We start from the raw sequence: 12,761 nt of genomic DNA on the forward strand, positions 1-12,761 counted from the left end.
CGCACCTCATCCCCGCCCGCACCCGAAAGGCTCGTCATGACCCTTACCCTCGGTTCGTCGGCCGTCGCTGTCACCCCGCTCGGCTTCGGCGCCGCCTCGATCGGCAACCTGTACCGCAGCGTCCCGGACGACCAGGCGTCCGCCGCAGTCGACGCCGCCTGGGCGGCGGGCATCCGCTACTTCGACACCGCGCCGCACTACGGGCTCGGGCTCTCCGAGCGTCGCCTCGGCCGGGCGTTGGCAGCGCGCCCGCGCGGGGAATACGTGCTCTCCACCAAGGTCGGTCGGCTGCTCGTGGACAACCCCGACGGCGGGTCCGACCTGGACAACGGCTTTGACACCCCGGCGAGGCTGCGCCGAGTGTGGGACTTCACCGCCGACGGGGTACGCCGCAGTCTCGAGGAGAGCCTCACGCGCCTGGGTCTGGACCGGGTGGACCTGGCGCTGCTGCACGACCCGGAGGAGAGCCCCGAGCCGGAGGTCGCGCTGCGGCAGGCGTACCCGGCGCTGGACGAGTTGCGCCGCCAGGGGGTGGTGGGCGCCGTCGGGGTGGGGTCGAAGGACGCGGCCATGCTGACCCGGTTCGCCACCGAGACCGACGTGGACGCGCTGATGGTCGCCGGCCGGTACACCCTGCTGGAGCAGCCGGCGCTCGACGGGATCCTGCCGGCCTGCCAGCGGCGCGGCATCTCGGTGCTTAACGTCGGTGTCTTCAACAGTGGTCTGCTCGCGACGGAGTGGCCGGACGAGTCCCGCCCCTACGAGTACGGCAGCGCCCCGGCGGAGATCCTGCGCCGGGCACAGGGCATCGCCACGGTGTGTCGCCGACACGGTGTGACGCTGCCGCAGGCGGCGCTCGCCTTCGCCGGCGCTCATCCGGCCGTCGCCTCGGTGGTGGTCGGTGCGGGCCGTCCGGCGCACGTGACCCGCAGCGCCGAGTGGTCGGCGCTGCCCACTCCGCCGGCACCGCTCTGGAGCGAGTTGGTGGCCGAAGGCCTACTGCGACCGGACGCGCCGCTGCCGTTCTGACCTGCCACCCGGCTCGGCTCGGCGACCAGCCGTTGGCTGCGGATACCCGGCTGGCTCCGGCGCGGCGCCTTTTTGATCAGATCTTCGGCGAGCGCGTGACGGGTGCCGCTCCGGTGCGGCAGGGTGCTTCGTTCTCCAGCTCCGAAAGTTCGATACCGTTTTCTCCGCAATCACATCCTCTTTCTCCGCAATCACATCCTCGCAACAAGGTTGGCATGTCTCGATGGCGTCCGCCGAGGCCGCCATCCCCGGCCCGGCCAGCTACTCCGCGAGCTGGTCGTCGGTCGACCAGCACCCACCGGCGGCCGAGTGGTTCCAGGACGCCAAGTTCGGCATCTACTTCCACTGGGGCGCCTTCAGCGTCCCCGCCTACAGCAATGAGTGGCACCCGTGCCGGATGCGGCTCCTTCACCATCCCCGCCTCGGCACCGCGCAGGACATCCGGTTCACCCCGCAACCTGCCGCTGGTCGGCTACGAGCGCGGTTGAGCAGCGGTGCGGACGGGGGTGACGCGCCGGTCAGCCGGACCGGCCGACACCCTCGCCCACCGTATCGGTCAGGATCGCCCGCAACCACGACTCGGAGGTGTTGACGTGCATCAGGGCCGCTGCCTGGGCGAGCGACTGGTCCCGTGCCCGCAACGCCAGGTAGATCGCCTCGTGTTCGCCGAGGGTGAGGTGCGACGAGTTGCCCTCGATCAGCCCACGCCAGACCCGCGCCCGGACCGTCTGGCCGGAGAGCCCGTCGAGCAGCGAGGTGAGCGTCTCGTTGCCGGTGGCGGCGATCACCGTGCGGTGGAAGGCCGTGTCGTACTGGATCAGCTTCTCGGCGTCCTCGGCGGCGGCGCGCATATCGTCCAGGATCTGACTCAGCTCGTCGAGGTGGGCGTCGGTGAGCCGCAGGGCGGCCAGCCCGGTGGCGGCCGGCTCGAGCAGCCGGCGTACCTCCATGACCTCCAGCAGGGTGTCGTCGCGCAACAGTTCGACCGCGAGGCCCACGCCCTCCAGCAGCAGCCGGGGCGCGAGGCTGGTGACGTAGGTGCCGTCGCCGCGGCGGACGTCGAGCACCCGGGCCGATTCGAGGGCCTTGACCGCCTCCCGCACGCCGCTGCGGGAGAGGCCCATCTGGGCGGCGAGTTGCTGCTCCGGGGGAAGTCGGGTGCCAGGCGGCAACTGGCCCGACTGGATCATCTGCCTGATCTTCGCGATGGCCTCGTCGGTCAGTGCCATGCGCCCTCCCTCACCCAGGTGCTTGCGCGAAAGACATCGTATCTTCGTCGCGCCGTTCGATCGGAGGGTGCTGCCGCCCGGGTCCCGCGCCGAGTCGAGCAGCTTTCCCGCCCAGGACATCGGATGCTTCGCACCCGCAACCGTCGCGAGCGCTGGCGGTAGGCCGCTCGAAAGAGCATCATCTCCGGCGCGGCCCGATGCGTGACGATCGCATCGGGCCGCACCGCACCGGACCGGTCGGCCGCCGGTTGCTCGCACCGGGATGGACGGCCGCTGCGGCGGGTGGCCTCTGACGGATACATGTCCGGCGGTGGGGCCCGGGACGCAGCCCCTGATAGGCGTGCGACGGGCCGGTGCAGGCGATGAGGTCGCGTCGTCGCGGACGGGTGGGCGGCGGCCGAGCGAGCATTGAGGACCGCATACATTAGATGGATCCGGTGCGGGATGGGCGAGTCGTGGCGACGTGTACGCGTCGAGGAGTGTGCCACAAAACGCCTCACAAGCTGCCACTTCGGCCCGGCCGTGGGCCGTTCGACCGCTAAAGTGAAAACTTTCTCTGGCTTGGAGATATCGCGAATGATTAGATGACTGGGGCAGCGGTCGGAGGCTCTGCGGATACCCAATCGCCGACCGTCGAGCAGGGAGCGGTGTCCGGCCGGTCCGGCGCGCACCCGTACCGCACCAGCCGACCGACCGACCGCCCTGGCCGGGCAGGGAGACGCCATGATCGTCGACGCGCACCACCACCTGTGGCGGCCCGAGCGGGGCTACGCCTGGCTCGACGACCCCGAGCTGGCCGGGATCCGTCGGTCGTTCACCCCGGACGACCTGTGTCGTGAGACCACCGCCGCCGGGGTGCGGCACACGGTGCTCGTCGAGGGGGGCCGGTGCCACCCCGACGAGGTGCCCGAGTTCCTCGGGTACGCCGCCGACACCGAGCCGATCGCCGGCGTGGTGGCCTGGGCCGACGTCACCGAGCCGGACCTGCCGGCCACCCTGGCCCGCTACCGGCGCCTGCGCGGCGGCGAGCTGCTGGTCGGCGTTCGCTCGCAGGTCCAGGGGGAGCCCGACCCCGGCTACCTGGACCGCCCGGACGTCCGCCGCGGCCTGGCCGCCGTGGCCGACGCCGGTCTGGCCTTCGACCTGGTGGTCCGGGCCGACCAGCTGCCCGCCGCCGCCCGCGCCGCACGGGACCTCCCCGACCTGCCGATCGTCCTCGACCACCTGGGCAAGCCGCGCATCCACGCCGGCGTCGCCGGGCTCGCCGGGTGGCGCGACGACCTCGCCGCCCTGGCCGCCAATCCCCGCGTGACCGCCAAGCTCTCCGGGCTGGTGACCGAGGCGGGACCGGACTGGACGGTGGCCGCGCTGCGACCGTTCGTGGCCGCCGCGGTCGACGCGTTCGGGGCGTCCCGGCTGATGTTCGGTTCCGACTGGCCGGTGTGCCTGCTGGTCGCCGACTACCGCGGGGTGCGCGACGCGCTGTCGGCGGCGCTGCCCCCGCTCTCCGCCGCCGAGCGGGACGCCATCTTCGCCCGCACCGCGGTGCGGGTATACGGGCTCGCGGTCTGAGCGGCGCGCGGCTCACAGCAAGGGAGAGGGATGCAACGGTACGGCATGGTGATCCGACTACGCCCGGAGCGGCGAGCGGAGTACCTGCGGCTGCACGCCGAGGTCTGGCCGGCGGTGGAGCGGACCCTGCGGGCGGCCAACATTCGCAACTACACGATCTTTCTGCACGACGACCTGCTGTTCGGCTACTACGAGTACGTCGGCGCCGACCACGCCGCCGACCAGGCCCGGATCGCCGCCGACCCGCAGACCCAGCCGGTGGTGGCAGCTCACCGACCCGTGCCAGGAGTCCCTGGCCGAGCCGGGCTCGGGGCACTGGTGGGCGCCGATGCGGGAAGTCTGGCATCTGAGCGAAGGCGGCGAGGCATGACGCAGGGCGCACTGTACGTGGGCAACCGGACCTTCACCGTCGAGCCCCGACCGCCGGTGCCACCCGGCCCCGGCGAGGTCCGCATCGACGTCGCCTACACCGGCATCTGCGGCACCGACCTGCACGTGCGACACGGTGACATGGACCACCGGGTGAGCGCGCCGGCGGTGATCGGGCACGAGATGTCCGGCCGGATCGCCGAGCTGGGTGACGGGGTCACCGGGTGGCGGGTCGGTGACCCGGTGACTGTGATGCCGCTGGACTGGTGCGGCGAGTGCCCCGCCTGCCGGGACGGGCAGCAGCACATCTGCCATCGGCTCACCTTCGTCGGCATCGACTCCCCGGGTTCGATGCAGCGGTCCTGGACGGTCCGCGCCGACCTGCTGGTGGGGCTGCCCGAAGGGCTCTCCCTGCGGCACGGCGCGTTGATCGAACCGACCGCGGTGGCGGTGCACGACGTACGCCGGTCCCGGCTGACGGCCGGCGAGCACGCGGTGGTGATCGGCGCCGGCCCCGTCGGGCTCCTGATCGCCTCTGTCGCCCGCACCGTCGGAGCCGAGGTGGTCCTGGTCGAGCTCGATCCCCACCGCCGCGAGGTCGCTGCCGGCCTCGGGTTCACCACCGTAGATCCTGCCGCGACCGACCCGGCCGGGTTCGTCCAGGAGTGGACCGACACGGCCGGGGCGGCCGTGGTGTTCGAGGTCTCCGGCTCCGCCGGCGGGGTGCGTACCGCCACCGGCCTGCTCGCCGTGCGCGGCCGGCTCGTCGTGGTCGGCATCCATCCCACCCCCCGGGAGGTGGACCTGCACCGGGTCTTCTGGCGCGAACTGGAGATCGTCGGGGCGCGGGTCTACCAGCGTGACGACTTCACCGCGGCGGTGCGCCTGCTGGCGGCGGGGGAGGTGCCCGCCGAGGATCTGATCTCCGAGGTGGTACCGCTGCTGGAGGTGACCGCGGCGTTCGACGCCCTGGAGCGCGGCGGGGTCGTCAAGGTCCTGATCGACTGTGGGGGAACCTGGTGAGCGTGTTCGACCTGACCGGCCGGTTGGCCGTGGTGACCGGGTGTCGGCGGGGAATCGGCCTGGCCATGGCCGAGGCCCTCGCCGGCGCCGGAGCCGACATCATCGGCGTCAGCGCCTCACTCGAGGACCAGGGCAGCGAGGTGGCCCGGCGGGTCGAGGCGGCGGGTCGCACGTTCACCGCGTACCGGGTGGACCTGGCCGACCGGGCGGCCGTGGCCGCGCTGGCCGCGGACCTGACCGCCGGTCCCCGGCCGGTGGACATCCTGGTCAACAATGCCGGCACCATCCGCCGTGCCCCGGCGGCCGAGCACCCCGACGCACACTGGGACGAGGTGCTGGAGGTCGACCTGTCCGCGCCGTTCGTGCTCGCCCGTGAGCTGGGCCGGGACATGCTGGCCCGGGGCCGAGGACGGATCATCTTCACCGCCTCGCTGCTCAGCTTCCAGGGCGGGATCAACGTCGTCGGGTACGCGGCGGCGAAGTCGGCGATCGCGGGGGTCACCCGGGCGTTGGCCAACGAGTGGGCGGGCCGGGGGGTGAACGTCAACGCTATCGCTCCCGGCTACATCGCCACCGACAACACCCGGGCGCTGCGTGAGCAGCCGGAACGCAACCAGGCGATCCTCGACCGCATCCCGGCGGGCCGGTGGGGGCGACCCGACGACCTGGCCGGCGCGACGGTCTTCCTGGCCTCCGACGCGGCGGCCTACGTGCACGGCACGATCCTCGCCGTGGACGGCGGGTGGCTCGGCCGGTGAACCGCCCGCCACCCGGAAGGTGCGGGACCGCGTGACGGTACGGGATCGGGTCGCCGGCAACGCCGGCGACCCGATCCGCTCGTTCAGCGAGGACGCGACCAGGCCGAGGATGTGCGACAGCGTCGGGCGAGCTGGCGAAAGCATCGACATTCGTGTAATTCGTCGTTGCTCGCTCCATCTGACGGTGAGCGGTGCGGCCAGACGTATCAACCGCGCCGCGCCGCGCTCCTGAACAACGTCACCGCGTCGGCCGGGTAGGCGACAACGCCGGGTCGACGGTCCCTCGACGATGGGAGAAGCCTGTCATGGGCAACGTAGGAAGACGTGTCCGCCGCTCGGCGCTGGCCGTGCTCACCGGCACGGCGCTGGCCGCCCTGCTGGCGGTCACCACGGCCGCCGCCGCGCCGGTCGGAGCGGGGCAGGACAAGGCCGCGGCGGCCCGCACCGACGTCTACATCCGGGACGTCGCCGCCGATGTCGGCGTCCAGCCCCACTCGTTCAACCCGCTGTGGGCCAGCCCCGACATCAAGGTCTGCCCGACCGCCGTCGAGTGTGCCGTCAGCCAGAACCCGATCGTCGGCGTCACCAACTACGTCTTCGTCAAGCTGCGTAACCCCGGCCCGTACGGTTCCGGCACCGACAGCGGCGTGCTGCGGCTCTACCGGACGACGCCGGGTGGCGGTGCCGTCTGGCCGACCCACTGGACCCAGATCGGCGCGATGAACGTGACCGTCTTCGCCGGCACCACGACCGTGACGATCCCGTGGACCGGGGTGCCCGGGCCGGGCCACTTCTGCCTGCTGGCCAGGTGGGTGTCGCCCACCGATCCGATGACCTTCGAGGGTCCGGACATCAGCACCAACACCCGCAACAACAACAACATCGCCTGGCGCAACGTCGACTCGGTGCGGCTCGTCGCGGGCGGGACGCCGGTCGTGCGGCCGTTCGCCATCGGCAACTCGCTGCGGGTGGCGACCAAGAACGACCTGGTCTTCACGCAGCCGGGAGAGCCGATCCAGGGCGTGGGCGGCCGGGTCGTCGTCGACCTCGGGCCGACCCTGTTCGAGCGGTGGCAGGCCGGCGGCAAGGTCGGCACCGGCGTACGCGAGGTCGGCAAGAACCAGCTGGAGGTCGTCGAGCCGGCGAAGGCCAGCCTCGGCAACCTGCTGCTGGAGCCGGGTGAGCGGGTCGAGTTCTCCCTCACCTTCGCGGCGGCGGTCGCCTCGGACAAGGAGTTCGCGCTCGACGTGACCCAGTTCGGCCCGGACACGAGCGGGGCGGAGCGGACCGACCTCGGTGGGGTGGAGTACCTGATCAGCGTCGGGCGGCAGTAGCCCGGCCACCAGCGGGGGTCGTGGGCCTGGGCAGCCCGCGGCCCCCGTCGCCGCGCGTTCGCCGGGACGGTCCGGGCGTCCCGGGTGCGCCCGCCGCCCCCGGGTGGACGGCGGGTCAGCGCAGCGAGACCCAGGTGGTGGTCACCGCGTAGCCGTCGGTGTGGGCGCGCAGCCGGACCGGGCCGGGCGGGGGTGCGCCCAGCGAGAAGAAGCCCACCGCGTCGACCGGCGCCTCCGCGTACGTGCCCGAGGCGGTCTGCGCGGACACCCGCCCACCCCCGGGCGGGGAGAGTTGACCGACGATGCCGGCGTCGGTCACCTCGATCTCCAGCGCGACCACGCCGGTGCGGAACGACAGCGTTCGCGTCGACCCGGCCGACCGGGTCGGCGCCGGCGTCGCGTCACACGCCGAGTCGAACGTCAGCTCGGCGAGCGCCATCTCCGCGTCCACGTTTCGCCAGGCGAACGCCGCCCGCGCGGCGGTCAGGAACTCCTCCGGCACCGACCCGACCTCGCGCAGCGCCGCGCCCAGCTCGGCGGTCAGGGCCGCGTCATCGGCCGGCGGCGACGGCTCCATCGCGTTCACCTCCGTTCGTCCGGGTCGCGGCCGTGCCGAGGAACGGGGCGAGCGCCGGGCAGCCCCGTAGCCGACGCAGGCATCTGGCCTGCGTCGGCCCGATGCTGCCCACCGGCACGCTCAGCCGTTCGGCGATCTCCCGGTAGCTGGCCGGCGGGTCGGTGGTCAACAGGGCCAGCAGCTTCTGGCAGCGCGGCGGCAGTTGCGCGAAGCCCTCCCGCAGTGCCTGCCGCCGCTCCGCGCGGAGCAGCTCCTCGTCGGGGGCCGCCACGTCCGCGGTGCGGGAGAAGCCATGGTACGCGTCCAGCGCGTCGTCGTGCGGGTCGAAGAGCTGGGTGCGGCGGCCGAGGCGGGACAGCCGGTAGCACTCGCGCCGGGCCGTGGTCGCCAGCCAGGAGGCGAGGGCCTGCGGGTCGCGTACCCGGCTCAGCTGCTCGACGAGACGCAGCCAGACGGTCTGGTTGACGTCGGCGGCGTCGGCGCGGCTCAGGTCGTACGACCGGATCACCGAGTAGACGAGCGGGGTGTACCGGCGGACCAGCTCCACCCACGCCGACTCGTCCCCATCCGCCGCGGCGGTCACCAGGCCGGTCGTGCTCAGGTCGGTCACGGCGACGCCGTCCGGCCGGGACCACCGTACGATGCTGCTGATTCGCTCGCGGCCCGCGCGCTCATCCGACGAGCACGCCGTAGTCGGGGTGCCAGCGCGGCGTCGCGAGCAGCGCCAGCCGGGCCGCGTCGGCGCTCAGGCCGCCGGCGGTCATCAGGGCGGCGAGCCGACCGGAGACGTGCGCCGTGGCGAACGAGGTGCCCGCCCAGGCGGCGAGGCCGTGGAACACCCGGGTCGGCCGGCCCGGCAGCGGCAACTGCCCCTCGACGTACGTGCTGTGGCGCTCGCCGACCGCGCAGACGTCGACCCATGGTCCGTACCCGCTGTAGGGGGCCGGCACCACGCCACCGGAGCCCTGGCTGACCGCCGCCACCGCGACGACCCGGCCCAGCGCGGCGGGCCAGATCGGCCGGCTGGTGCCGGCGTTGCCCGCCGCCGCGACCACGGCGCTCGTCGCGGGTAGCGCGGCCACGGCGTTGGCCAGGGGCAGCGACGGCTGGTCGTCCTGGGTGAACCCGCCCAGGGACAGGTTGACCACGGACACCGCCGGCGTGAGTCGGGCCATCGCGGCCACCACCGACGCCTCGTCGCCGAGGCCGGTGGCGGTCAGCGCCTGCTCCGGGTCGACCCGGACCCCCGGCGCGGCCTGCCGCACCACCCCGGCGACGAAGGTGCCGTGCCCGCCCTGCGGGGCGAGCACGTCGGTGTGCACGTAGAGCGGGTCCTCGTCGTCGACCTCCGGCAGGTACGCCCCGCCGAGCCACTGCGGATGGTAACCGCCGGCCTGCCGCCAGATGCCGGTGTCGCAGATCCCGACGGTCACCCCGGCGCCCTCACCCAGCCGGGCCGGGTCCGGCGGCGGCAGCACGGCGACCGTGGCGGGCGGGCTGCCCGGGTTGCCCATGATGTTGCCGAGGCCCAGCAGCACGTGGTGCGGCTGCACCTTCGGCACCGGCTGCCCCGGCCACTGCTGGGGGTCGCGCAGCTTGGTCACGAGCGCGGGAACGTCGGTCTCCCGGTCGAAGAGCAGCCGGGTGACCCCGGCGAAGCCGTCGCCCACGGTCACCACGTGGCCGCGGGCACGCAACCAGGCGGTGACCCGCTGGGCGTCGGCGTCGGCGGCGAGGAGCTGCCGTGGCCGGTAGAGGAACTCCCGGCCCGGCGTGGTGTGCCGGCGGACGTTCTTGTCGGCCGCCAGCGCCTCGTCGAAGGCGCGCTGGTAGGCGGCGTCGTCCGCGCCGTCGGCGCGGGCCGGGGCGGCACGGGACCCGGCGGTGAACGACGCCGCGGCGGCCAGCGCGGACGCGGCCAGCAGCCGCCGGCGGGACAGTTGGCCGGCCGGGCGCGGCGCGGCGGGATGGTCAGGCGACACGGGTCCTCCATGCGGTCGGCAGAAGCGTCCGCCAGTGGCCGGCGTGAGCCACGTTTCCCGGGTGCCGCCGATTCTTCCAAAGCATAGTCGGATGTCAATGACGTAAAGGATTGGTGCGGATTCCCGACAGGTCCGCACAGACATTGACGGCTGGGCATTGGTTCGGGGACTCTTTGGGGCATGCCCGACAGCACCGGTTCCGGTGCCGGCACGGCCCAGGCGGCACTTGACGCCGTCCAGCGCTACCCGCGCGAGGCGATCGCGATCGCCCAGCGGGTGCTGGCCGCCGGGCCCGCGGCCGGGGCCGACGAGCGCTCCACCGCCGAGCGGGCCGTCGGTCTGGCCCTGCGGGAGCTCAACGACCTGCCCGGCGCGCTGCGCCACCTGCGCCGCGCGGTCCGGACCGCCGGCACGCCCCGGACCCGGGCGTTGGCGCGGATGAGCCTGGGCTACGTGTTGGCCAACGCCGGCCACACCGCTGCGGCGCTGCGCGCGGTGACCGCCGCGCTGCCGCAGCTCGTCGGCGCCGACGCGGGGCGGGCCCGGATGCAGCGGGGCGTGGTGCTGCACTACCGAGGTCGCTACGACGAGGCGGTACGCGACTACGGCCTGGCCGTCGACATCGCCCTGCGCGAGGGTGACCTGTTGCTGGAGGCGCGGGCGCGCAACAACCGGGGGCTGCTCAACGCCTACCGGGGCGCCGCCGGCGGCACCGACGACCTGTCCCGAGCGGCAGCCGCCTTCCAACGGCTGGGCCTGGACCTCGCCGCGGCCGACGCCCGTTGGAACCGCGGCATCGCGGCCGGCCAGCGCGGCGACATCGCCGGCGCGCTGCGCTGCTTCGCCACCGTCGACGAGGAGTACCGGCGGCTCGCCGTACCCCGGCCGGCGCTGCTGCTGGACCGCGTCGAGCTGCTGCTGTCGGTGCCGCTGGTCGACGAGGCGGTGGCGGTCGCGACGGCGGCCGTCCGGGAACTGCGGCGCCGGGGCATGGCCTCCGACCTCGCCGAGGCGCTGCTGGCCCGGGCCCGCGCGGCGCTGCTCGCCGCGGACCTGGACACCGCGACCGAGGCCGCCGCCGCGGCCCGGGCCCGGTTCCGTCGCCAGGGCCGGCGTACCTGGGCCGTCTTCGCCCGGCACGTCGAGCTGCGCGCCGAGTACCGCCGGGGCACCCGCTCGGCAGCCCTGTTCACCGCCATGACGCGTACCGCCGACCAGCTCGACGCCACCGGGTGGCCGGGTCCGGCGCTGACCACCCGGATCGAGGCCGGCCTGGTGGCCGCCGCGCTGGGACGGCCGGGCCGGGCCCGGAACCTGCTGGCGGTGGCCGCCCGGGCCCGCCGTCGCGGCACCGCCGACCGGCGAGCACAGGGCTGGTACGCCCTGGCCCTGTCACGCCGGCTCGGCGGGGACGAACCCGGGGCCGCCCGGGCGCTGCGCCACGGGCTGGCCGTGCTCGACCGGCACCGCATGTCGCTCGGCGCCACGGAGCTGCGTGCCCACAGCGGAACGTACGGTCAGGAACTGGCGGCCGAGGGCCTCGACATCGCGGTCCGGGCCGGCGCGCCGGCACGGGTCCTGGCGTGGGCGGAGCGGTGGCGGGCCAACGCGTTGCGGACCCGGCCGGCCCGGCCCCCGGCCGACCCCGACCTGGTGGCGGCGCTCGCCGAGCTCCGACTCGTCAGCGGCCTGCTCGAAGACGAGGTGCTGGCCGGCCGCCCGGCAACCGCCCTGCGCGGCCGGCAGGCCCGGCTGGAACAGCGCATCCGGGACCTGGCCCGGCGGGTGCCCGGTGGGGGCGCCGTGCTGGCCCCGCCCGGGGTGGGCGCGCTGGCCGCGCGGCTCGGCCCCCGGGTGCTGGTCGAGCTGGTGGCCCACGGCGACCGGATCCGGGCGGTGCTGGTCCGCGACGGCCGGGCCAGCCTGCACGACCTGGGCCCGCTCGCCGCCGCGGCGGACCTGGCCCGCCGGCACCGGTTCGCCCTGCGCCGGCTGGTCACCACCGGCGACGCGGTCGCCGCGCGGGCGGGGGCCGTCCACGCCGCGGTCGCCCTGGACCGGCTGCTGTTCGCCCCGCTGCGGCGGCGGCTGGCCGACCGGGCCCTGGTGATCGTTCCGGTCGGGGCGCTGCACGCGGTGCCCTGGTCGGCGCTGCCCACCTGCGCGGGGCGTCCGGTGACCGTCGCCCCCTCGGCCACCGCCTGGCTCGGGGCGGACCGGCGGGAGCTGCCGGCCGGGCCGCCGGTCCTGGCCGCCGGCCCGCGACTGCCGGCCGGGCACACCGAGGTATGCCGGCTCGCCCAGGTCCTGCCCGGGGCGCGGCAGCTCACCGGGCCCGACGCCACCGCCGCGGCGTTGACCGCCGCGCTGGACGGGGCGGGGCTGGTGCACATCGCCGCCCACGGCACGTTCCGCGCGGACAACCCGCAGTTCTCCACCCTGGAACTGGCCGACGGGCCGCTGTTCGCCCACGAGTGGGAGGCGGTCGCCCGGCCGCCCGGCTGCGTGGTGCTCTCCGCCTGTGACTCCGGCCTGACCGGGGTACGCCCCGGCGACGAGGTCATGGGGTTCACCGCGGTGCTCCTGGCGCTCGGCACCCGGTGCCTGATCGCGACCGTGTTGCCCGTGCCGGCCGAGCCCACCACGGCACTGATGCTGGACCTGCACGCGCGGATGCGGGCGGGTGCCGGCCCGGCGCGAGCCCTCGCCGACGCGCAGCGGGCGTTCGGCGCGGCGGGCGACGGTCCGGCCCGGGCCACCGCGGCGGCGTTCGTCTGCTTCGGGGCCGGCTGACCGGAGCGGGAGCGGTCGCTCAGCCGGCCATGGTCGGCCGCAGCGCGGTGGGCGCGGCGGAGCGCGGCGCGGGCCGGCGCGGCGGGCCTGCCGCC

Annotated in this window: 11 protein-coding genes; 7 read left to right on the forward strand and 4 right to left on the reverse strand. The window is 74.6% G+C overall.

All coding sequences use genetic code 11. The features are described from left to right. The first annotated feature begins 36 nt into the window (after positions 1–36). The gene (locus tag VKK44_RS09225) at positions 37–1,029 is read left to right on the forward strand and encodes an aldo/keto reductase (protein ID WP_343446440.1); all 993 of its coding nucleotides are present in this window, start codon (positions 37–39) and stop codon (positions 1,027–1,029) included. A gap of 223 nt (positions 1,030–1,252) precedes the next feature. Next, positions 1,253–1,621: an alpha-L-fucosidase gene (locus VKK44_RS09230; protein WP_343446441.1), complete on the forward strand. Its 369-nt coding sequence runs from the start codon at positions 1,253–1,255 to the stop codon at positions 1,619–1,621. Here the strand turns inward: VKK44_RS09230 and VKK44_RS09235 are convergent. Then, positions 1,548–2,258, reverse strand: a complete 711-nt coding sequence (locus tag VKK44_RS09235) for a FadR/GntR family transcriptional regulator (RefSeq protein ID WP_343446442.1) — start codon at positions 2,256–2,258, stop codon at positions 1,548–1,550. The two genes, VKK44_RS09230 and VKK44_RS09235, sit on opposite strands and share 74 nt — an antisense overlap. 723 nt (positions 2,259–2,981) lie before the next feature. On the opposite strand from VKK44_RS09235, the gene VKK44_RS09240 reads away from it, so the two are divergent. The 4 genes from VKK44_RS09240 to VKK44_RS09265 all read left to right on the forward strand — a co-directional run bounded on the left by VKK44_RS09240 (position 2,982) and on the right by VKK44_RS09265 (position 7,314). After that, a complete protein-coding gene (locus tag VKK44_RS09240) occupies positions 2,982–3,830 on the forward strand; it encodes an amidohydrolase family protein (RefSeq protein ID WP_343446443.1) in 849 nt (282 codons plus the stop codon). A 30-nt stretch (positions 3,831–3,860) separates the two neighbouring features. After that, positions 3,861–5,222 (forward strand): alcohol dehydrogenase catalytic domain-containing protein, encoded by a 1,362-nt coding sequence (locus VKK44_RS09255; RefSeq protein ID WP_458351628.1) that lies wholly within the window; start codon positions 3,861–3,863, stop codon positions 5,220–5,222. Next, complete coding sequence (locus tag VKK44_RS09260; protein ID WP_343446444.1) at positions 5,219–5,980, forward strand: SDR family oxidoreductase; 762 nt, start codon at positions 5,219–5,221, stop codon at positions 5,978–5,980. Before VKK44_RS09255 ends, VKK44_RS09260 begins: the two co-directional genes overlap by 4 nt. 305 nt (positions 5,981–6,285) lie before the next feature. Beyond that, positions 6,286–7,314: a hypothetical protein gene (locus tag VKK44_RS09265; RefSeq protein WP_343446445.1), complete on the forward strand. Its 1,029-nt coding sequence runs from the start codon at positions 6,286–6,288 to the stop codon at positions 7,312–7,314. Between the two features lie 115 nt (positions 7,315–7,429). On the opposite strand, the gene VKK44_RS09270 is transcribed toward VKK44_RS09265, so the two are convergent. From VKK44_RS09270 to VKK44_RS09280, 3 genes are all read right to left on the reverse strand, one after another. Beyond that, positions 7,430–7,891: a hypothetical protein gene (locus VKK44_RS09270; protein WP_343446446.1), complete on the reverse strand. Its 462-nt coding sequence runs from the start codon at positions 7,889–7,891 to the stop codon at positions 7,430–7,432. Beyond that, on the reverse strand, positions 7,866–8,501 hold the full coding sequence (locus tag VKK44_RS09275) for an RNA polymerase sigma factor (RefSeq protein ID WP_343446447.1): 636 nt from the start codon (positions 8,499–8,501) through the stop codon (positions 7,866–7,868). Before VKK44_RS09275 ends, VKK44_RS09270 begins: the two co-directional genes overlap by 26 nt. A gap of 61 nt (positions 8,502–8,562) precedes the next feature. Continuing rightward, positions 8,563–9,873: a S8 family peptidase gene (locus VKK44_RS09280; RefSeq protein WP_343446448.1), complete on the reverse strand. Its 1,311-nt coding sequence runs from the start codon at positions 9,871–9,873 to the stop codon at positions 8,563–8,565. 180 nt (positions 9,874–10,053) lie between these two features. Between VKK44_RS09280 and VKK44_RS09285 the strand changes: the two genes are divergently transcribed. Beyond that, the gene (locus tag VKK44_RS09285; RefSeq protein WP_343446449.1) at positions 10,054–12,666 is read left to right on the forward strand and encodes a CHAT domain-containing protein; all 2,613 of its coding nucleotides are present in this window, start codon (positions 10,054–10,056) and stop codon (positions 12,664–12,666) included. Positions 12,667–12,761: the final 95 nt, after the last annotated feature.

It is taken from the genome of Micromonospora sp. DSM 45708, from assembly GCF_039566955.1.
Taxonomy (GTDB): domain Bacteria; phylum Actinomycetota; class Actinomycetes; order Mycobacteriales; family Micromonosporaceae; genus Micromonospora.

What these genes read in the sequence shown, in the direction of transcription:
- VKK44_RS09225 (WP_343446440.1), top strand. Translation starts at nt 37, where the DNA reads ATGACCCTTACCCTCGGTTCGTCGGCCGTCGCTGTCACCCCGCTCGGC.
- VKK44_RS09230 (WP_343446441.1), top strand. Translation starts at nt 1,253, where the DNA reads ATGGCGTCCGCCGAGGCCGCCATCCCCGGCCCGGCCAGCTACTCCGCG.
- VKK44_RS09235 (WP_343446442.1), bottom strand. Translation starts at nt 2,258, where the DNA reads ATGGCACTGACCGACGAGGCCATCGCGAAGATCAGGCAGATGATCCAG.
- VKK44_RS09240 (WP_343446443.1), top strand. Translation starts at nt 2,982, where the DNA reads ATGATCGTCGACGCGCACCACCACCTGTGGCGGCCCGAGCGGGGCTAC.
- VKK44_RS09255 (WP_458351628.1), top strand. Translation starts at nt 3,861, where the DNA reads ATGCAACGGTACGGCATGGTGATCCGACTACGCCCGGAGCGGCGAGCG.
- VKK44_RS09265 (WP_343446445.1), top strand. Translation starts at nt 6,286, where the DNA reads ATGGGCAACGTAGGAAGACGTGTCCGCCGCTCGGCGCTGGCCGTGCTC.
- VKK44_RS09270 (WP_343446446.1), bottom strand. Translation starts at nt 7,891, where the DNA reads ATGGAGCCGTCGCCGCCGGCCGATGACGCGGCCCTGACCGCCGAGCTG.
- VKK44_RS09285 (WP_343446449.1), top strand. Translation starts at nt 10,054, where the DNA reads ATGCCCGACAGCACCGGTTCCGGTGCCGGCACGGCCCAGGCGGCACTT.